This window comes from Stenotrophomonas sp. GD03680 (assembly GCF_029844625.1).
Taxonomy (GTDB): domain Bacteria; phylum Pseudomonadota; class Gammaproteobacteria; order Xanthomonadales; family Xanthomonadaceae; genus Stenotrophomonas; species Stenotrophomonas maltophilia_P.
The window spans coordinates 254,251-273,960 of the sequence record NZ_JAOCKC010000002.1 but is presented as its reverse complement, the minus strand read 5'-3'; the positions used below and the strand labels follow the sequence as shown (position 1 = coordinate 273,960).

At 65.7% G+C, this 19,710-nt stretch carries 21 protein-coding genes; 13 read left to right on the top strand and 8 right to left on the bottom strand.

Going from position 1 to position 19,710, the window contains the following annotated elements; all coding sequences use genetic code 11:
- Positions 1-2 precede the first annotated feature (2 nt).
- The 3 genes from N5J29_RS03645 to N5J29_RS03635 all read right to left on the bottom strand — a co-directional run bounded on the left by N5J29_RS03645 (position 3) and on the right by N5J29_RS03635 (position 3,735).
- Positions 3-365 carry a DUF3088 family protein gene (locus N5J29_RS03645; protein WP_053517565.1) on the bottom strand — a complete coding sequence of 121 codons (363 nt, stop codon included), beginning with the start codon at positions 363-365 and terminating at the stop codon, positions 3-5.
- A 159-nt stretch (positions 366-524) separates the two neighbouring features.
- Complete coding sequence (gene msuE / locus N5J29_RS03640) at positions 525-1,106, bottom strand: FMN reductase (protein WP_164153059.1); 582 nt, start codon at positions 1,104-1,106, stop codon at positions 525-527.
- A gap of 52 nt (positions 1,107-1,158) precedes the next feature.
- Positions 1,159-3,735 carry a TonB-dependent receptor gene (locus N5J29_RS03635; protein WP_164153060.1) on the bottom strand — a complete coding sequence of 859 codons (2,577 nt, stop codon included), beginning with the start codon at positions 3,733-3,735 and terminating at the stop codon, positions 1,159-1,161.
- A gap of 260 nt (positions 3,736-3,995) precedes the next feature.
- Between N5J29_RS03635 and N5J29_RS03630 the strand changes: the two genes are divergently transcribed.
- Together N5J29_RS03630 and N5J29_RS03625 are read left to right on the top strand one after the other, a co-directional pair.
- The gene (locus N5J29_RS03630; protein ID WP_065181364.1) at positions 3,996-4,997 is read left to right on the top strand and encodes a helix-turn-helix domain-containing protein; all 1,002 of its coding nucleotides are present in this window, start codon (positions 3,996-3,998) and stop codon (positions 4,995-4,997) included.
- Positions 4,998-5,083: 86 nt separating this feature from the next.
- Positions 5,084-6,328 carry a hypothetical protein gene (locus tag N5J29_RS03625; RefSeq protein ID WP_164152997.1) on the top strand — a complete coding sequence of 415 codons (1,245 nt, stop codon included), beginning with the start codon at positions 5,084-5,086 and terminating at the stop codon, positions 6,326-6,328.
- A gap of 19 nt (positions 6,329-6,347) precedes the next feature.
- Here the strand turns inward: N5J29_RS03625 and N5J29_RS03620 are convergent, their stop codons facing one another.
- The 3 genes from N5J29_RS03620 to N5J29_RS03610 all read right to left on the bottom strand — a co-directional run bounded on the left by N5J29_RS03620 (position 6,348) and on the right by N5J29_RS03610 (position 8,522).
- Entirely contained in the window at positions 6,348-6,833 is a 486-nt protein-coding gene (locus tag N5J29_RS03620) for a hypothetical protein (protein WP_053517571.1), read from the bottom strand.
- 96 nt (positions 6,834-6,929) lie between these two features.
- Positions 6,930-7,514, bottom strand: a complete 585-nt coding sequence (locus tag N5J29_RS03615; protein ID WP_111186666.1) for a TetR/AcrR family transcriptional regulator — start codon at positions 7,512-7,514, stop codon at positions 6,930-6,932.
- A gap of 54 nt (positions 7,515-7,568) precedes the next feature.
- Positions 7,569-8,522, bottom strand: coding sequence for an AraC family transcriptional regulator (locus N5J29_RS03610; protein WP_239519827.1), 954 nt, complete (start codon positions 8,520-8,522; stop codon positions 7,569-7,571).
- Positions 8,523-8,624: 102 nt separating this feature from the next.
- On the opposite strand from N5J29_RS03610, the gene N5J29_RS03605 reads away from it, so the two are divergent.
- The 8 genes from N5J29_RS03605 to N5J29_RS03570 all read left to right on the top strand — a co-directional run bounded on the left by N5J29_RS03605 (position 8,625) and on the right by N5J29_RS03570 (position 14,134).
- Positions 8,625-9,461 (top strand): oxidoreductase, encoded by an 837-nt coding sequence (locus tag N5J29_RS03605; protein ID WP_164152998.1) that lies wholly within the window; start codon positions 8,625-8,627, stop codon positions 9,459-9,461.
- A gap of 33 nt (positions 9,462-9,494) precedes the next feature.
- Positions 9,495-9,809, top strand: coding sequence for a metalloregulator ArsR/SmtB family transcription factor (locus N5J29_RS03600; RefSeq protein ID WP_053517574.1), 315 nt, complete (start codon positions 9,495-9,497; stop codon positions 9,807-9,809).
- A gap of 2 nt (positions 9,810-9,811) precedes the next feature.
- Entirely contained in the window at positions 9,812-10,270 is a 459-nt protein-coding gene (locus tag N5J29_RS03595; protein ID WP_111186664.1) for an SRPBCC family protein, read from the top strand.
- Between the two features lie 144 nt (positions 10,271-10,414).
- Positions 10,415-10,822: a helix-turn-helix domain-containing protein gene (locus N5J29_RS03590; protein ID WP_239519828.1), complete on the top strand. Its 408-nt coding sequence runs from the start codon at positions 10,415-10,417 to the stop codon at positions 10,820-10,822.
- Positions 10,819-11,685: an alpha/beta hydrolase gene (locus tag N5J29_RS03585; protein ID WP_164152999.1), complete on the top strand. Its 867-nt coding sequence runs from the start codon at positions 10,819-10,821 to the stop codon at positions 11,683-11,685. The genes N5J29_RS03590 and N5J29_RS03585 overlap by 4 nt, the downstream gene beginning before the upstream one ends.
- Complete coding sequence (locus tag N5J29_RS03580) at positions 11,678-12,055, top strand: DUF4180 domain-containing protein (RefSeq protein ID WP_164153000.1); 378 nt, start codon at positions 11,678-11,680, stop codon at positions 12,053-12,055. Before N5J29_RS03585 ends, N5J29_RS03580 begins: the two co-directional genes overlap by 8 nt.
- Before the next feature lie 97 nt (positions 12,056-12,152).
- Complete coding sequence (locus N5J29_RS03575) at positions 12,153-12,917, top strand: hypothetical protein (protein ID WP_164153001.1); 765 nt, start codon at positions 12,153-12,155, stop codon at positions 12,915-12,917.
- A gap of 140 nt (positions 12,918-13,057) precedes the next feature.
- On the top strand, positions 13,058-14,134 hold the full coding sequence (locus tag N5J29_RS03570) for a Shedu immune nuclease family protein (RefSeq protein WP_164153002.1): 1,077 nt from the start codon (positions 13,058-13,060) through the stop codon (positions 14,132-14,134).
- 57 nt (positions 14,135-14,191) lie between these two features.
- Here N5J29_RS03570 and N5J29_RS03565 read toward each other — a convergent pair whose 3' ends face one another.
- Positions 14,192-14,974 carry a 3-hydroxybutyrate dehydrogenase gene (locus N5J29_RS03565; protein ID WP_164153003.1) on the bottom strand — a complete coding sequence of 261 codons (783 nt, stop codon included), beginning with the start codon at positions 14,972-14,974 and terminating at the stop codon, positions 14,192-14,194.
- Between the two features lie 128 nt (positions 14,975-15,102).
- Between N5J29_RS03565 and N5J29_RS03560 the strand changes: the two genes are divergently transcribed.
- From N5J29_RS03560 to N5J29_RS03550, 3 genes are all read left to right on the top strand, one after another.
- Positions 15,103-16,482 carry a M1 family metallopeptidase gene (locus N5J29_RS03560; RefSeq protein ID WP_164153004.1) on the top strand — a complete coding sequence of 460 codons (1,380 nt, stop codon included), beginning with the start codon at positions 15,103-15,105 and terminating at the stop codon, positions 16,480-16,482.
- Between the two features lie 253 nt (positions 16,483-16,735).
- Positions 16,736-17,008 (top strand): nucleotide pyrophosphohydrolase, encoded by a 273-nt coding sequence (locus tag N5J29_RS03555; protein WP_227255387.1) that lies wholly within the window; start codon positions 16,736-16,738, stop codon positions 17,006-17,008.
- A complete protein-coding gene (locus N5J29_RS03550) occupies positions 17,005-18,888 on the top strand; it encodes a DUF2075 domain-containing protein (RefSeq protein ID WP_164153006.1) in 1,884 nt (627 codons plus the stop codon). The genes N5J29_RS03555 and N5J29_RS03550 overlap by 4 nt, the downstream gene beginning before the upstream one ends.
- Before the next feature lie 66 nt (positions 18,889-18,954).
- Here N5J29_RS03550 and N5J29_RS03545 read toward each other — a convergent pair whose 3' ends face one another.
- A complete protein-coding gene (locus N5J29_RS03545) occupies positions 18,955-19,686 on the bottom strand; it encodes a hypothetical protein (protein WP_164153007.1) in 732 nt (243 codons plus the stop codon).
- Between the last annotated feature and the right edge of the window lie 24 nt (positions 19,687-19,710).

Genomic DNA, 19,710 nt, shown 5'->3' with positions numbered 1-19,710 from the left:
GCTCAGGGGTGGGCCACAGGAATGCCAAGCAGGCCATTGAGTGCGGCCAGGATCGGCTCGGCACCGGTCACGTACTGCCGGTCCTGGTAGGCACCGTTGGCGTGTTCGCTGCGCACGCCCTGCGGCAGCACCAGCTTCGGCAGCGACTGGTCCTGCTCGCCCACCGCCGCGATCACCTCGCGGCGTGGCCGCGCGAAGCCGATGCGGCGCACGTCCAGCTGTGCATCCAGGCCGTCGATGCTGGACAGCGCGCCTTCCAGCAGCAGGCTGTGCCGGCAGAAGAAGCGCTGGCCCGGCAACTGGCCGTCGACGAACTCGCGATCAAGCAGGAACAGGATGGGTTTGGGGGAGGCAGCTGCAGCCACGGATTCGTCCTCGTCTGGGCCGGCAATGAAGTGCCGTTTCGCTATCGATGCTAGAGAAGCTGTGCGCCGCGCCCGTACCTGCTGGCGACAATCGCCGGTCGGATCCGGCCACGCAGATGCAGGTTGGCAATAAGCAGACTGCTGGCCGTTATGGGCAGCTCAGGCGATGCGGCGCAGGGGCGCCGGCCCGCTGGCGGCATGCGGCAGCAGATGCCCGGCAGCGCGCTCGGCAGCCAACTGGATGCGCGCCTGCAACGCCGCGCTGTTGATCTGCTCGCCATCGAAATCGGCTGGTGTGGCGTACACGCCGATGGGCAACGTATGCGCCTGCAGGAAGCTGAACAAAGGTCGCAGCTGATGGTCGATCACCAGCGCATGCCGCTCGCTGCCCCCGGTGGCCGCCAGCAGCACAGGGGTGTCCACCAGCGCCTCGAGGTCGATGAAGTCCACCAGGTGCTTGAACAATCCCGGGTACGAGCCACGATGGACCGGTGCGGCCACCACCAGCAGCTCGGCATCCTCGAGGGTGGCCAGCGCCTGTTCCACCGCGGGCTCGGCCTCGCTGCGCGACAGCGCCTGCCCCAGCGCGCGTGCAATCGGCGCCAGCTCCACCAGTGTCACGCTGGCATGCAGGCGCTGCTGCAGCGCCTCCAGCAGGTGCCGTACCAGCAACAGCGTGCGCGAATTCACCGATGCCGTTGGCGATCCGATCAACGCAACAATCTTCAACCCAGATGACATGCCACTCTCCTCGGTAACGCCGGACGCTGGCCGGCGACGCCATGCCTGAACCTCAGAACCGGTAATTGACCCGCCCGTACCAGAACGCGCCGATCCGGCTGAGCACGTCACCGCTGTCCCAGGTGGTCTCGATGCTGGCCACGTCGGTGGCGCTGCGCGCGTACTCCGGCACCTTGCGGGTGCGCTTGTCGAACACGTTGTTGATGCCCAGCGCCGCACTCCAGCCCGCGCCCAGCTCCACACCGCCGGACAGGTTGGTCACCAGCACCGGTGGCTGCCTGTATTCCACGCCGTTGTTGAGGCGCTTGATCGACCCGTAGTAGGTAACGTCCACATTCGAGCGCCAGCGTCCGTTCTGCCAACCCAGTCCGGCCACCTGGGTGTAGCTGGGCGTACGGAAGCGCAATGCGTACTCGCCGGACTTCGTCAGCAGGTTGATGTTGGGCAGCCCCTGCAGCGCCGCAGGAATGGCGCTGACGCTGCGGATCGTGGTGCGTCCGACGTTGGCGGCATAGCTCCAGCGCAGCTTGCCCCACGATGTGTCCTGGTTCGCCTCCAGCGTCAGCTCCACGCCGCGCGTGCGGGTGTCGCCCACGTTGGTGAAGTAGCTGGCATAGAACGCGTCGCCCGGCAGGATGCTGATGCCGGCCGAACCCAGCAGCGCATCGATCGTGTTCTTCTGCGCGGAGGTCAATACGGTGCCGCTGTTGTCGGTGATGCGCGCCGGATCCTGCGCGTTGTAGCCGATCTGGCTGGACTGGCCGAGCTGGCCGCGGATGTCGATCTGGTAGGCATCCACGGCCAGGTGGAAGGCCGGGCTCGGGTCCCAGGTCACGCCGATGCTGTAGTTGGTGGCCTTCTCCGGTTTCAGCGGGGTGGCACCCAGTGCCACCGCAGCGGGCGAGGACACCTGCGCCACCAGCGTCGTACCGCACGGGCAGCTGCCCGTGGCCTGGTAGAACTGCGCGCCCAGGCTTGGCGCGTGGAAGCCGTTGCTGACCGTCGCACGCACGCCCAGTGCGTCGGTGATGTCGAAGCGGCTGGTCAAGCGTCCGGTCGAGACGCTGCCGAAGTCCGAATGGTCTTCCCAGCGCGCGGCCGCATCCAGGTACCAGCGCGAGGTGACGTTGGTCGCCGCCCCCACGTACACCGCCTTGCTGTTGCGCGTGGCTTTCACCGCGTCGGCGGTGGAGTAGCCGACAAACGCAGCGGCACCGAATCCGGTGTACGACTCCCACTGCCCTGCCCCGCGCTCGTAGCGCTCGTGCTGGTACTCGGCACCGGCACTCACTTCCAGGGGTGAGGCAAAGGCCGCCACCTCAAAGCCCCGGCGCAGGTCCAGGTTGGCAATGCCCTGCTGGTAATCCAGCTTGCCGTCATAGAAGTCGGTGGGCGAGCCCGGGTACGGCAGCGAGTAGTTCACCGAGTTGCGGGTATAGGTGCGCACCGTGCTGCGGTTGCCGGTCAGGCTGGCGTCGTAGTCCCAGCCGGCCAGCTGCCCCTTCACGCCGGCGGTGCCGGTGTACTGCTTCTCCTTGGTCTCCAGCACCGGCAGGAAGCCGTCGGGAAACACGCTCAGCACCCCCGGTGTCCGGTACGTGGTGAAGATCGTGGCCGGCAGGCGGAAGTTCTGGATCGCCTGCGCGGTGCGGTCACTGGCAGTGGCGTTGGCGTAGAACTGCGCGCTCTCACCCAGGCCATGGCCCACGTTCACCGCAAACGCCTTCAGCGCATACGACGGTGAGCTGAGGATGGTGTTGGCTTCGGCATCGCGCGTGGCCTCGGCAGGGTCCGGCGTCGCACCGGCCGGCAGGCGGTTGTTCGGCCGCAGCGCGACCCGGTTGCCATTGGCATCGATCGCCGGATAGCTCAGATAGCCATCGATGTAGCGTCGCGTCCGGATCGCGTGGTGCTGGCGCGTGGTCTCGCCCGAGAGGTTGACGAAGCCGTCCTCGCCCCAGGGCAGGCCGACGTTGGCGCGCACGCTGGTACGCGTACCGTCGCCATCGATGCTCTGCCCGCTCTCCACCGACACCTCACCGCCCTGTGCCTGCGATTTCAGGATGACGTTGACCACACCGGTGATCGCGTCCGAGCCGTAGATGGCGGAGGCACCGTCGCGGAGTACTTCCACGTGGTCGATGGCCGACACCGGAATCAGCGCCAGATCCGCCCAGGCGTGGCCAGGAAAGCCGCCGCCGTTGGCACCGCTCACATAGGCACTGGCGTTGCGGCGCTTGCCGTTGACCAGCACCAGCGTGTAGCCCGGTGAAAGATTGCGCAGCTGATAGCCACGGATCAGGCTCTCCTGGTCGCTCTGGTAGCCACCGATCTGGCTCAGCGACGGCAGGCTGCGCTGCAGCGCTTCGAGCAGGTTGGCCTGCCCGGTCGCAGCAAGATCCTCGGCGGAGATCACGTCGATGGGCGTGGAGCTGTTCTTGACCGTGCGCGTGCTGGTGCGCGAGCCGGTCACCACCACTGCGTCCAGGGTGGATGCAGCGACGTTGGCGGCAGCCGCTGTGGTTGCCGGCTGCGCATCGGCGTCTGCCGCATGCACGGGGGCCGCTGCCAGGGCGGCGGCGATCAACACAGCAAGAGGACTCAGGACGGGGGCGTAGGCGGCAGGCATGGGGGCTCGTGGGGTGGGCCGGAAACACGCTTCCATTCAAGGGCCTGTTCACCCGCCACGACAGGCGTGATCGCGTCACCCAGCCGTAACATCCGGCCACCCACATGACCGCTGGTAATGACGTTAGGCAGCGCGCTTGCATGGGGTCGGATCCCTTTCGAAGGAAACGGATCCGACCCCAGCCGCCATATATCCCGCAGGCATCACCTCATGACCGCATGCCACGCGGCGGCATGCACCATCACCGGTAGCATCAGGCCATGCCCATCCACGCTGCCGATCCCACCGCGCCGACCGTCGCCATCGTGGCCTGCCACGGCCAGGGCCTGTTCGAGTTCGGTTGTGCGGTGGGCCTGTTCGCACCGGTGCGTCCGGAACTGGGCGTGGCGTGGTACCGCACGCAGCTGTGCGCGGGCGAACCCGGCGCGCTGCGCATGCTCGGCAATACGCAGGTGCAGTTGCCGCATGATCTCAACGCGGTGGACGATGCGGACATCATCGTCATTCCCGGTTGGCGCGAACCCAGTGAACGCCCGCCGCAGGCGTTGCTTGATGCGCTCGTCCGCGCCCACGCGCGCGGCGCCCGCATCGCCTCGATCTGCTCCGGCGCCTTCGTGCTGGCCTGGGCCGGCCTGCTCGATGGCCGCCAGGCCACCACGCACTGGCGGCTCACCGAAACGCTTGCGCAGCAGTTCCCCCGCATCGGCGTGCGCGACGACGTGCTCTACGTCGACGCCGGCAGCATCATCACCTCGGCCGGTTCGGCTACCGGCATGGACATGATGCTGCACATGGTGCGCAAGGATTACGGCGCACGCGTGGCCAACCTCGTTGCCGAGCGCCTGGTGCTGGCGCCCTGGCGTGATGCCGGCCGCAGCCAGCGCGTCAGCCGCGCCATTCCCAGCGGCGAGCCGACACGCCTGGCCAAGCTGATGGAATGGATGCGGCGCAACCTGCGCGAACCGCACTCGCTGGGCAGCCTGGCCGAACAGGCCGCGTTGAGCCAACGCACCCTGCAACGGCAGTTCCTCGACGCCACCGGCCTGTCACCCATCGACTGGCTGATCCGCGAGCGGGTGGCTTTCGCCCGCGAGCTGCTGGAAACCACCGACCGCCCCCTGCACTGGGTCGCCGACCAGGCCGGGTTTGGCTCGCAGGAATCGTTCCGCCGCCACTTCCGCGGGCTGGTCGATGCCAGCCCCACCGAGTACCGCAGCCTGCATCGGCAGGGCATCGCAGCCGATCGACTGGTCGGCTGCTGAGGGTAGGCCTGCGGCAACGTCCGCCTTTCCACTCCGCCATCGGACCGGCAAGATATCGCCATGTCCCGCAGGCCGATGGAACGGTGATGACTGACCGCCCTTACAGGAACTACCGCTTCGGGATAGGCGTGTCGCTGGTGCTGGCGGCGTTCATCGCCACCCTTTCGCTCATCGCTGTGGCCACCCCCAATCTGGGTTGGGGCGTTGTGGCGCTGGCCACCCTGGCGATCTGGGTGGGCGTACCGTTGCTGCTGGTGCTTGTGCTGGCGTGGCTGCGCTACACGGTACGGGACCGTGGCCAGGTGCCCGGCCGCGTGCACGCCGTGATGTTCGTGCCCACCGCCGCAGCCATGCTCATCGTTCCGCTGTGGCACTCCCTGCAGAACACCTGGGACAGCTTCGCCGGCGGCTCGCGTGCCGCCATCGCGGAACTGCACGTCAATCTCAGCGGGCAACCGCTGTGGCTGGACACCTCGCCGTATGCATCCACCGGCTCCGGCGCTGGCCCGGACCTGCCCATGCAGGGCGACACGCCCGAACGTTTCATCACCTTCCACCGCTATCCCAACGCGCAGTCCGATGCAGACAGGGCATTCCCGTATGAAGACGGGCGCCTGAAGCGCTCGGTGGACCACTACCGCTACGCCACGCCCTCCGGAGATCGTGCCGTCACCGACGTGCCCCTGCTGCGCCGCCCCTATCCGGACCTTGCGCCCTTCAACGCGTCATGGAGGCGCCCGGGCACGCCGGAATTGGTGCACCTCTATTACCACTACCGCGATCATGTGGAGGTCGCGCCCGCGCTCGCACGCCTCAGCGGCACTACCGGAGAGGATCTGGAGCGCAGCCGCTTCGAAGGCCTGGTGCTGTTCAAGGTCCACAACTACGGCGGCGCGCCCATCGTGCGGATGGAGGTCAATGGCCTCACGCTGGACATCGGTGACGGCGCCATCGCCAACATCCCGACGCCACCCGCGGACTGCACCGCCTATGGCTACCCTGACGGCGCCGCTCTGCTTCCGCTCGATCAGCCCTTGCAGGTCCGCTGGCAGACCAGCAGCGAGCCGATGCGCTGGCACGGCGCCCGCGTGCAGGTACCGGCGTTCCGCACGCCGCAGCCCCTGGAGGGCCAGTCAACCCTGCAGCGCGTGCTGCTGTATGTGCTGCCTGATGACGCGCTGGCCGCAGAACGCTACGCGGAAATATTCGACCGCGATACGCGGCGCGGCATCCGCGCTACCGGCCTGCCCGCGGCGGCCGCTGCGGTGGCCACCTGCGGCAGCGCCTACGCCACCTATGGCGAAGACGCGCCGCCGCCGCTGGCAGACTGAGCAGCCGCAGCGCCTGTTCTCAGCGGCGGCCACGCATCCGCCAGCACTGTGCGATGAAACCGAGCACGAACACCACGAAACACCCCAGCAAGGTCTGCAGCACGACCGGAGCCATCGGCGCGGCCGCAATCGGATGTGCCACCGGGATGCGGGTCAGCGTTTCATTCACGCCCGGCACCAGCGACAGCAGGAAACTGAACGACAACGCGAAGGTGGACAGATACCGCGCCGCCCGCCCCAGGAAGCGCAGGCGCGCGGCTAGCACGCCGCCGAAAGCAACCAGCAGCACGATCACGCCAAAGGCGTGGCCGGGATTGAGTCCGCCCGTGCTGGACACGGTGAACGAGGTTGCCACCGACAACACCAGGCCCAGCAGGTAGAGCTTGCCGGCACGCGTGGCCGGATCGATGGCGCGGTGGCGGACGAAGCCATAGAGACCGGCCACGATGGGAAGCAGGCTGACGGCAGTGTGGATGACGCCGAGGGCGGACAGCGGGTGTGGCATGGGAGTGCTCCGTTGGGATTAAACAAACCTACTAGTAGGTAGGCATGGTGGGCAAAAAGAAGACCCGCGTTGCCGCAGGCCTTCCGCATACAGTTCTCAGGCGGCGCTCACCCGCGCGATCGCCAGCCGCGCCAGGGCCGCGAAGGTCGCCGCATCGCCAAACCCCCGCGCCGCCAGCATCGCACCGTGCACGGACGCCATGAACGCCTTGGCTTCGTCGTCCGCCGGGCCCTGCAGGCGCAGCTGCCCCTGCGCAGCGCCCTTCTGCAGGGTGCGGGTCAGCCACTCGGTCAGGTCCTCGAAGTGGCCGCGCACCTCCTCGGCAATCTCCACCGGGATCATCGGTGCTTCCGCGGCCAGCATCGCGCAGATGCAGAACGACGCCGTTCCGCCGGCAATGCAGCTGGACCAGTAATCGACATAGGCGTTGAGCTCCAGCAGCGGATCACCCAGCTGCCGGTCCAGCAGCGCCAGTCCCTCGCGCGCCTCGGCCCGGTACAGCACCACCACCGTGCGCACCAGATCGGCCTTGCTGGGGAAGTGGTGATGGATGCTGGCCTTGCTGATGTTCACCCGCGCGGACACGTCCGCGTAGCTGAAACCGTTGTAACCACCGGCTTCCAGCAGGGAACGGGCCTGCGCCAGGATCTCCAGCGCCTTCGGGGACAGCGACTCTTTCATGGGCGCAAACCTACTAGTAGGTAGATAGCCTGTCAACGGGCCGACCCGCGCCGTTCAGTGGGAAGACACATACAGCGCACCGGCTGGCGCGGGTGGCACCGCGAAGCTGCGCCGCATCCGCGCCACTTCCGCCGCCGGCGGCAGGCCGAACAGACGCTTGAACTCCCGGTTGAACTGCGACGGGCTGGCATACCCCACCGCCAGCGACGCCGCTTCGGCGGTCATCCCCTGGCGCAGCATCAGCAACCGCGCCTGGTGCAGGCGCGTGGACTTCACGTACTGCATGGGCGAAGTGCCGGTGACGTCACGGAAGTGATCGTGGAAGGTCGCCACGCTCATCCCCGCCTCCGCCGCCAGGTGTGCCACGTCCAGCGCCGTGGCATAGGCCGCATGGATCTGCCGCAATGCCCGGCCGATGCTGCCGAAACGGCCGCGCATGGCCAGCGCCTCGCGCATCGCAGCGCCCTGCGCGCCGGTCAGCACGCGGAAGTACACCTCGCGCACCAGCGCCGTGCCCAGCACCGCCGCTTCCCGCGTGTCGCCCAGCGCATGCAGCAGCCGTATCACCGTGGCCTGCATCGGCGGGTCCATCGGGCTGGCCATCATGCTGCGCGCGTGTGTCTGCCCCGGCGCCTCATGCGCGTCCAGCGCAAGCAACAGCTCCGCCGCCAGTTGCAGGTCCAGGTGCAGGTAGATCGCCAGCAACGGCGCCTCCGCCGACGCGTCGGTTTCCATGGTGAACGGCACCGGCACCGACACCGCCAGGTAGTGCTGCGCGTCGTACTGGTAGACCTGCCCGCCCAGGTAGCCGCGCTTGACGCCCTGGCAGACGATCACGATGCCCGGGTCGTACAGCACCGGCGTGCGCGCCAGCGGCCGGTTCGAGCGCAGCAGGCGTACGCCCGGCACGGCGGTGAGCGTGTAGCCCTCCTCCGGCGCCAACGCCTGCAGCAGCCCCACCATGCGCGCCTGCGCATCCTGCTGCACCGGATCATCGCCAGACCGCACCGCACACCTCAGAGGAATAGGCAAGATCGGCCGAAGCTTAGGCCTGTAGGGCATCCCCCACAAGCACTACTGTGCAAGCCCGCTTTCCATGAGGCCATCACCATGTCCCCCTCCCGTCTGCTGCTCATCACCGGCGTCAGCAGCGGCTTCGGCCGCGCCCTCGCCGAACAGGCCCTGCAGGCCGGCCACCGCGTGGTCGGTACCGTGCGCAACGAACCGGCCCGCCAGGCGTTTGAATCCCTCGCCCCCGGCCGCGCGTTCGGCCGCCTGCTGGACGTCACCGACCACGCCTCCATCGACGCGCTGGTCGATGCCATCGAAAGCGGCATCGGCGCCATCGACGTGCTGGTCAACAACGCCGGCTATGGCCACGAAGGCATCCTCGAGGAATCCACGCTGGACGAACTGCGCCACCAGTTCGAGGTCAACGTGTTCGGCCCCGCCGCGCTCATCAAGGCCGTGCTGCCGCACATGCGCGCGCGCCGCCGTGGTCACATCCTCAACATCACCTCGATGGGCGGCTTCATCACCCTGCCCGGCATCGCCTGGTACTGCGGCAGCAAGTTCGCACTGGAGGGCATCAGCGAGGTGCTGGGCCAGGAAGTGGCCGCGTTCGGCATCCACGTCACGGCCGTTGCGCCGGGATCGTTCCGCACCGACTGGGCCGGCCGTTCGATGGTGCGTGCACCGCGCAGCATTGGGGATTACGACGCCTTGTTCGACCCCATCCGCAGTACGCGCGAGGCCAAGAGCGGTCATCAGCTGGGCGATCCGGAAAAGGCGGCGCAGGCCATGCTGAAGATCATCAACAGCGACGCACCGCCCAGCCACCTGTTGCTGGGCAGCGATGCCGTGCAACGTGTGCGTGACAAGCTGCAGGCCATGTCCAGCCGCATCGACCAGTGGGAGGTCGTGAGCCGATCCACCGACGGCGGTTGACATGCAGGTATTTACCTGCCTATTCTGTCCGCCATGGATGCAGACAAGGTGTTCAAGGCCCTGGCCGACCCCACGCGCAGGACGCTGCTGGACCTGCTCTGCGCAGACAACGGCCAGACGTTGGGCCAGCTGTGCGAACACCTGGACATGGCCCGGCAATCGGTCACCCAGCACCTGGGCCTGCTGGAAGACGCCAACCTCATCAGCACGGTGCGTCGTGGCCGCGAGAAGCTGCACTTCATCAACCCGGTGCCGCTGCATGACGTCTACGAGCGCTGGGTACGCAAGTTCGAGCAGCAGCGCCTGAGCCTGCTGCATGACCTGAAACGAGAACTGGAAGGAGAATGACGATGTCCGCAGCGTCCACCCGCTTCATCCACGTGATCTACATCGCCTCCACGCCACAGAAGGTGTTCGAGGCCATCACCCGGCCCGAGATCGCCCGCCGCTACTGGGGCCACGAGAACGTCTCGGACTGGAAACCCGGCTCGCGCTGGCAGCACGTGCGCGCCAACGACACGCGCTCGGTCGAGCTGGTCGGCGAAGTGGTGGAAAGCACCCCACCCTCGCGACTGGTCATCACCTGGGCCGCGGCCTCGCAGGCCGACAACCCGGACAGCTACAGCCGCGTCACCTTCGAGATCGTGCCCTACCAGGACATGGTGCGGCTGACCGTCACCCACGACGATCTGGAACCCGGCAGCGGCATGGATACCGGCATCCGCCAGGGCTGGCCGATCGTGCTGTCCAGCCTGAAATCGTTGCTGGAGACCGGCAAGGGACTGGACGTGTTTGCCAAGCCAGCGTAGTCGTCGGGATGGCTGCCCGCGCAGGCGGCACCCGGGAGATGCCCCCTGTCGCCGCCTCGGCAAAACTCCCAATCGATCCCAATAATTACATTATATGGAACAATAGGGAGCACATGGTTCTCGAGTTCCGATACGTCCCCCGCGTTGCTAACCGTCGAACAGGCTGCCCAGCAGCTCAGCCTGCATCCCAAAACCGTCCTTCGGCATATCCGTAGCGGCCAACTGCGCGCGACCCGCATCGGCAAGTCCTATCGCATCACCGCTGAAGACCTCGACGTGTTCACCGGCACCGTGCGTGAGCCCTCCGCTGCGCGCCCACAGCTGACCACGGTGGTGGATATTCCCGGATGCGGTGCGGCACGTGCCGCCGACCTGGTCCGTGCCCTGCATGCACGCGTCACCGGCCGCGAGGCCGACGATGAGCCGCTGCGCATGGAGACGATCTATTCGCCCGAGCACGATGTGCTCAAGCTGATCGTGATCGGTGGCCTGGTAGGTTCCGCGGCGCTGCTGGTCAGCCTGCAGCGTCTGCTGCAGGACCACAGCGCATGAAGCGGCGCCGCCCCGGCATTCCCACGCAGCGCGTACTTGCCGCCTACCGCCAGGTGCTTTCGGACTGGCCGGTACCACACGAATCGCACCATCTCGCCACCCGCGCCGGTTCGACATTTGTGGTCAGCTGCGGCCCCGAACACGGCCCTGCCCTGGTGCTGCTGCATGGCACCCTCAGCAATGCCGCCAGCTGGATGTTCGATGCCGCACGTTGGAGCGAGTACTACCGCGTGCATGCCGTCGACATCATTGGCGAACCGGGTCTCAGCGAAGGCACGCAACCTGCGCTGGACAGCGATGCGCATGCGCAATGGCTGGATGATGTCCTCGACGCACTCGGCGTGGAAAGCGCTGCATTCGTGGGCCTGTCGTTCGGCGGATTCCTGGCAATGGATTACGCGTTGCGAAGGCCTGCCCGGGTTAACGCACTGGTTCTGGTCAGCCCCTCGGGTATCGGGCGCCAGCGTGCATTCCTGCTCAAGGCGCTCCCACTGTTGCTGCTTGGCCGATGGGGGCGCGAGCGCCTGCGCCGTGCGGTCATGGGCCCCGATCCACTGCATGCACCTGCACGTGCGCAGCCGCTGCTCGACCTGTTGGCATTGATCCGTGCCGAGGTCCGGCCACGTCCGCTGCGCATTCCCCGCATCAGCGACGAGCGCTTGGCTACGTTGCATCCACCGGCAGCCCTTGTCATGGGCGCGCGTGATGCCCTCATCGACACCCCTGCCGCCGCCGAACGCATGAAACGGCTCGTCCCGACGGCGGACGTCACCCTGCTGGCAGACGCCTACCACTACATCCCCGGCCTGCGCGAAGACATCCTCGCCCGGCTGCGTCGACTGCAGAGCCTCCAGCATGAATGATTCCATTGAGTACATCGGCACCATCCGTCTCCTGCGCATCGCGCCGCAGGGCCCGACACTCGATGCCAACGGCCTGCGCGACCTGGTCGGCGACGCCCTTGGGCATCAGGCCGAGTGGATCGCCATTCCGGTGCAACGCCTCTCTCCGGACTTCTTCGAGCTGCGCTCCGGCATGGCCGGGCAATGGCTGCAGATGCTGGTGAACTACCGCCTGCACTTCGCCGTACTGGGCGATGTCAGCACCTACCGCGCACAGAGCGAATCGCTGGATGCGTGGATCACCGAGTGCAATCGCGGCCGCGAGGGCTGTTTCGTGGCCGACTGGGACGCGCTGCTGGCGCGCCTTTCGGCCCCGGCCAGCGTGGGCTGAACGCCGCCCCCACGCTCACTCTCGCCGAACCCGGTTCCGACTGCACTCCGACGCCGCGCAACACAGCATCACTGGCAGGCTCCCCAGGCGACGTTCGATGCGTGCTTCAGACGCAGATTCCCTGCACAGCAAAGTGGCGGCGGTCACGCTCGGCTTCTGGGTGATGAAGATCGCCGCCACCACCCTCGGCGAGACCGCCGGCGACCTGCTGTCGATGACGCTCAACCTGGGCTACGTGGCCAGCTCGGCCATCCTGCTGACGGTCTTTGCCGGCCTGTTGGCCCTGCAGCTGTCTGCACGGCGCTTTCACCCAGTGCTGTTCTGGTCGGTGGTGCTGGCCACCAGCACCGCAGGAACCACAATGTCCGACCTGCTCGACCGCACCCTGGGGCTGGGCTACGCCACCGGCGCCAGCCTGCTGGCCGGCTGCCTGGCGCTGGTGCTGCTGGCCTGGCGCATGTCAGAGAAGTCGATCTCGGTCAGCAACATCGCATCGCGCCGCGCCGAAGGCTTCTACTGGACCGCCGTGCTGTTCTCCAACACGCTCGGCACCGCGCTGGGCGACTTCCTTGCGGACGATTCCGGGCTGGGCTTCACCGGCGGCGCACTGCTGATCGGCAGCCTCATCGCGCTCACTGCACTGGCCAGCCGCATCAAGGGCATCAACCGGGTCATCCTGTTCTGGATCGCCTTCGTGCTCACCCGCCCGTTCGGCGCCACCTTCGGCGACCTGCTCACCAAGCCGCTGGAAAAGGGTGGGCTGGGCTTCGGAACGGTCGGCTCGTCGCTGGTGCTGTTCACCATCCTCGTTACGCTGGTGGCGCTGCCGATGTTGCAGCGGCGTGCACAGCCGGTCCAGTGACTGGATCGACTGAGTATCCCTGGCCGTTGATTCCCAACTGTCGTCCTCATTGGTGAAATCTGTAAGGGAATCCCCGATTGTGTGCCAAACATAAGACGCACATTGTTGACACTCCATGGAGGAGCGAGAGCAATTGCAGAATGAAGATTGTAGATACGGTACTCAGCTACGCAGGCGACTACCACCCGCAATCCAAAGGCATGTGCCGCCTACGGGTATTCTCCGGGGATGACGGCCCGCGCGTTCTCATCACGGATCTTGGCCCATGCAACAACGGGCGGTCCGTTACCAATGCCATTGAAACGATCGTGGAGCGAATCGAGGACAGCGGGCTGGCCCTCGGTGCGACCGTTTATATCGAACACTATGAGAGACCTGACCCGGAGCAAGACACCTTTGACCAGGTGCGAGTCTCTCCAGGGGTCAACTGGCAGTCGATCTCGAGAGAGGCTGCAATTGCCCTTCTGGGTTGTAGTCCGGAAGAGCTTGAAGACCGTACCGAACACAACAAGCGAATCGTCGGCAGGACCGAAACGCTCAGGCTCTCCACAAGGCGATTTGATGGTTCACCCTGGCCCGAGTCTCCCGAAGTCATCAAGCGCAAGCTGGAGATAGCAGACGGCATGATCTCGCGCTCCTCTGTGCGCGCACTCGTCGAGGCTGGAAGTGGTGAACGCGAGCTCCAACGCTTGCTCAAGAGCGATCTATCGATTGTCGCCGAAGCGTTCACCTCACCAGATGACGAGTACATCTGCTTTTCAGAATTTCCCTTTGGCGACGGCTATGTGGATTTCGCCGTGTTCACCGGTCGCTCGCGCATGGACGTCATCCTGATCGAGGTCAAGGGAGCCGAATTCAACCTCGTCAACAGCAACCACTACCAGGAATTCAACCACAAGGTACTGGAAGCCGCAGGCCAGCTCCGCAACCGCCTCGGATTGTTCTATCGCAACCCGGAGCCCATCCGCTGCGAGCTGCACCGTATCCGCGCGGAAGCCGAGCGCGGAAGTTCGCTCCACAATGCATTTCTCGGCCCCGAAGCCCCTCTTGAGGTCGATCCCGATAAGGACATCAACATCCGCCCGGTGATCATCGGCGGGAGAACCCAGAATGACCTGGAAGAGAGCCGCAAACGCCACGATTACGAACGCGGAACGTCACCCCAAGTGCGGCTTGAATCGTGGGACACGTGGTTGCGCCGAATCCAGCGGGACTGAACCCACCATCCAGCTGGCAGTCCTATCCCATCCCCGCTTTGATCAGGGTTCCCGCTGCTAGCGCGCGGTCCAGCCCCCATCCACCGGCAACGCTGTGCCGGTGATCTGGGCGGCGGCGTCCGAGGAAAGGAACACCACCATTTCTCCCAGCTGCTCGGGGGTGACGAACTGCAACGAGGGCTGCTTTTCGGCCAGCAGCGCACGCGCGGCAGACTCCTGATCGATGCCCTCGCGCTTGGCCAACGCGGTGATCTGCTGCTCCACCAGCGCCGTGCGCACCCACCCCGGGCAGAGGGCATTGGCGGTGATGCCGGTGCCGGCATTCTCCAGCGCGGTCACCTTGGTGAACCCCACCACGCCGTGCTTGGCCGCCACATAGGCCGACTTGTTCACCGAGCCCACCAGCCCATGCGCCGAGGCGATGTTGATGATGCGGCCGGCGCCCTGCTGCTTCATGTGGAGCAAGGCCGCCGCCGTGGCATGGAACACCGCCGAGAGATTCAGCGCCAGGATCGCGTCCCACTTCTCGACGGGAAATTCCTCGATCGGTGCGGTGTGCTGGATGCCCGCGTTGTTCACCAGGATGTCGATACGGCCCATCCTCGCAACGGCGTTGGCGATCATGTTCCGTACAGCCTCGCCCCGGGACAGATCGGCGCCGTCATGCGCCACCCGCACACCGAACTCCGCTTCGAGGTTGGCGCGGAGGCTCTCGATCTGCGCCGCATCGCCGAAGCCATTCAGCACGATGTCGGCGCCCTGTCGCGCCAACGCCGTGGCGATGCCAAGGCCAATACCACTGGTGGAACCGGTGACCACCGCGACCTTTCCGTTCAACATGGGCGAGCTTCCATCACGTGCAGGGGGCCAGTGTAGCTCCGCAACTGCACGCCACGCGTGGATGCGCCCCTCTCGGCAGGAATTCATATTGGCTCTATAGTCGGCGCCATCCACCCAAGGATGGCTCGATGAACCCCAGCAAGGCCCTGCTGCCGGCGGCCCTCGCCGCACTGCTCGCTCCTTCCCTCAGCCAAGCCGCATCGCCCGAGCAGCTGGCAACGCCGCTCACCACTGGCAGTGTGCGCCTGGATATCGCCAGTGGCCGCGTGGAGGGCGATGCATGCCTGTCCAATCGCCCCGCCGACGCACAGGGCCACTTCGTGCTCAATGCCGGTCTGAACGTCGCACGGGTCACCGATGACGAGGGCAAGCCGGTCGGATTCGATGGCTGGTACGACCCGGGCGTGGATGGCGAGGCGCGCGTCTACACTCTGGCCGAGCCCACGGCCACGCTCTGCGTGCAGTACGTGGGCGCGTTCCCGCTGTACCCGAAGCACGATGCCATGGGCGACTTCAAAGGCATGATGGCCTTCAACGGCGACAGCGCCCGTTTTACCGAGCAGTCTGCATGGCTGCCTCAGGCGTTCGACCCCAAGGCCCGCGTGCGCGGCAGCGAAAGCCGCTACGACCTGCAGGTGGACTGCCGCGGCTGCCGCTTCCTGTACCTCAATGGCAGCCCCGCCATCGAAGGCACGCAGGGCCGCTTTCGCAGCGACAACGCGCGGCCCATCCTGCTGTTCGGTGGCAGCGGCCCGATCACCCACACCGCGCAGGTCACCCTCCTCAACGAGAGCCTGCCCACGCCCAAGGTCGACGCGCTGTCCCGCGTCGTGCAGCAGGTGGCCGACGTGCACGCGCGCTACATGGGCGTGCCGCTGGCCGACCGCCCCACCTTCCTGCGCATGGTCACGCTCAACCAGGCCGAGCGCGACCGCGACGGCAGCGAATGGGGCTTTGCCACCTGGCCGACCATCGCCATGAGCGGCAGCATCGGCAACGTGGCCGATTCGCTGCTGGCCGGCGGTGAACAGGCCGAACGGCGCGTGCAGTACATCGCGCACGAAATGGGCCACTACTACTTCGGCACGCTCAACCGGCCGCAGGGGCCGTACTACTGGGTGCTGCTGGAATCCAGCGCCGAATTCCTGTCGATCAAGGCGCTGCGTCAGATCAGTGGTGACGCTGCGGCGGACCACTATGTTGCAAGGTTGCAGGCCACCGTCGATGCGCTCGATACGCCGCTGCCGGCGCTTGATGCCGTCGATGGCCACTCGGACCTGGGCGAGATGTATCGCTACGTCTATGGTCCGTTGCTGCTACTTTCGCTGGAAAAGCAGGTGGGTGAGGCGAAGATGCAGGCCTTCATGCGCGGGCTGCTGGCCGCGCCTTCACCGAAAGACTGGGCGGAGCTGCAGGCCATTGCACTGAAGGCCAGTATCGATGCCGAGGCCTGGCAGCACTGGCAGGCCAGCTGTGTGGCAGGGGGCAGGCCGAGGTGTCGGGGCTGATGCCGGGACGGGCAATCATCGCCTGATCGCATCACCAACAAGGGCGCCCATTGGCGCCCTTGTTGATTGCAGGGGAATCAAGGCCGAAATGTCGCTTACGCCCCACTGGCATGGGTAGAATTGGCCAAACCCTGTCGTATAAGGCCATGCCATGGAAAACCCTCTTGTCGAGGTTCGGGGCGCTGCCCAAGCGCTCAGGGAGTTCGCCGAAGCCCGTGACTGGGCCCAGTTTCACTCCCCCAAGAATCTTGTCATGGCCCTTTCCGGCGAAGTTGGAGAGCTGAACGAGATCTTCCAGTGGATGACAGAGGCCGACTCGTTCAAGGCGGCGACTTCGGAAACCACCGCCAAGGCCGTACGCGATGAAGTTGCCGATGTAGCCCTGTACCTCATCCGGCTGTCGGACGTGCTCGGCATCGATCTGAACGAAGCCGTCAGCAGCAAGCTGGCCACCAATGCCGCCAAGTACCCGGTGGACCTCTCGCGGGGCGTCAGCACCAAGTACAACAAGCTGTCGCAGCCATGATCGTCTACCAGGCAGACAAGGCGTCCTTCCTTCGCCAATGCAACGACGAGGAGATCGAGGAGGTCATCCGCGCCAGCTTCAAGGCGGCGACGAAGGGCGACGTAGGCGAGTCCGAGATCCGTTCCTGGCGCGAGTCGCTTCGGTACGTCGCGCGTGCACTCACCCATCACTCCATTCCCGATGACATCGGTGTGGCCGTGGAGTTCATTCTTCCCCAGTCGAAGAAGCGCATCGACGTCGTCCTGACCGGTCGCTCCGAGGACGGCTCGCCCCACGTCATCATCGTCGAGCTCAAGCAATGGTCCGCCATCAAGCCGACCAAACGCGACGCCATCGTGGAGCTTCGCGAAGGGCAGTCTCTCGTTCACCCCAGCTATCAGGCGTGGTCCTATGCTGCGTTCCTGGAAGGCTTCAACGAAGCGGTCCATGAAGGAAAACTCCAGCTCCACCCCTGCGCCTACCTGCACAACTATGTGCCGGACGGTGTGATCGATTCGCCCCACTATCAGCCCTACATCGAACGTGCCCCGCTCTTCCTGAAGAGCACCTGGGACCTCGAAAAGCTGCGTGGCTTCATCAGTCAGCACACCAGCAAAGGCGATGGCGCGTCCGTGCTTGCCGAGCTGGAGAATGGGCGAATCCGCCCTTCCAAGGCGCTCGCCGACGATGTGCATCGGCTGTTGAGGGGAAATAGTGCCTTTGCGCTGCTTGATGAGCAGAAGCAGGTATTTGAAGCCGCCAAGGCCGCGTGTGCCCAAGCGCACGCCAGCGGAAAGCCCCGTGTCGTCATTGTTGAGGGTGGCCCGGGCACGGGCAAGTCGATTGTCGCGGTGAATCTTCTTGCCGCGCTTCGCGATGGGTTGACCGTCAAGTACATCTCCAAGAATGCGGCACCTCGCGCCGTCTACAGCAACACGCTCATCCAGAAGCCCGAGAACGCCCATCTGGTGCATCTTTTCGGCGGGTCCGGCTCCTTTACCGAGTCGGCACAGAACGCGTATGACGTTTTGGTCGTGGACGAGGCACACCGCCTTACCGAGAAGAGCGGGTTCTATGGAAACCTGGGCACGCACCAGATCCAGGAACTGATAAATGCCGCACTATGCAGTGTGTTCTTCATCGATGAAGACCAGCGCGTCACGCTGAAGGATGTCGGCACCAAAGAGGCCATCCGGGACTTCGCGATTGCCCGTGGAGCGATGGTGGAGGAATACGTACTGTCTTCGCAGTTCCGTTGCGCGGGTTCAGACGGCTATCTGGCGTGGCTGGACGATGTACTGCAGATCCGGCCCACCGCAAACACAACGCTGGACGAGAACAGCTACGACTTCCAGGTATTCGATGATCCGTCCGCGCTGCATGCCGCCATCGAAGCGAGGAACACCGGCAACCGTGCGCGCGTTGTGGCCGGCTACTGCTGGCCTTGGAACAGCAAGAAGAACAGCAAGGAGATGGACATTGTCATCGGCAGCTACCAGCGCCAATGGAACCTCAATGACGACGGAAGCCTCTGGATCATCTCGCCGGACTCGATCGACCAGGTGGGATGCATCCATACCTGCCAGGGTCTGGAAGTGGACTACATCGGGGTGATCATCGGGCCGGACCTCGTCATGCAGGACGGCGCGCTCAAGACCGTGCCGCGCGCGCGGGACCGGCACGACAAAACCATGAAGGGTTTCGTGAAGCTGTCAAAGGCTCATCCCGCCCACGCCGCTGAACTCGCGGACACCATCATCAAGAACACCTACCGCACCTTGATGACCCGAGGGATGAAGGGCTGCTACGTCTACGCGACCGATCCGCAGGTTGCCGCCTACTTCAGGGCCCGACTGCAGTCCGTCGCCAGCGTTGAGCACGCTGTAGAGGTGGAGGCCTGAGCGCCTCCACCTGACAGGCCATCAGCGGTAGATTCACGCGGGGCGAAGATGCTCCCCCTCAACCCATCACTTCCAGTGATCCGGCCCCAGAAACGGCAGGCTCAACACAAACACCGGAACCGCCACAGGAATCAAAGCGGCGCCCAGCACCTTGCCCGCCGCTGACCCCACGCCCGGCCCGTCCTCCCGCTCCGGCAGGATACGCTCGGCGCGCGCGTTGATCGGCTGCGCCAGCGCCGCCTTCTCCGCCAGCGCCGCAGCGTGCGGCAACTGCACGCGCTCGCCATCGCCCTCGAACAAGGCGCTGTAATAGCTGCCGCCCTTCTTTGAAAGGTCGCAGGCGCGATCAAAGGCCAGCGAGTAACGGCTCCGCTCCAGCGGCAGGTAGTAGCGCGCGCGCTCATCGACCACCTTGGCTTCTCGCGGTGTGACGTCAATCCGTTCCAGCCTGAACTGCAACGCCTGTTGCGGCGTCACCTGCTCCGGCCGCAGCAGCAGCGCGTAGCTGCCATGCACCTTGGCCTTGTTGGCTGGGTCGCGCCAATCCTCGTGGAAGTACATCTGCGCGCACACCACCGCCTCGCGCAGCGGGCTGTCCATCAGGGCGCGGTAGTCACGGAACGGCGCGGCATCGAAGCGCATCGGTTCGTCGTAGCGCGGCAGCAGGTACAGCTGGCCATCGTCGGCCACGAAGGCACCGGTGATTTCACGGATCGAGGTGTGCTGCTCCGGGCCACTGGCGCACCCGGACAGCAGGCCCAGGCACAGAGCGGAAAGAATGAAGAAGGACGTTCGCATGTCGTGTCGAGGGCTTCCCTGGCA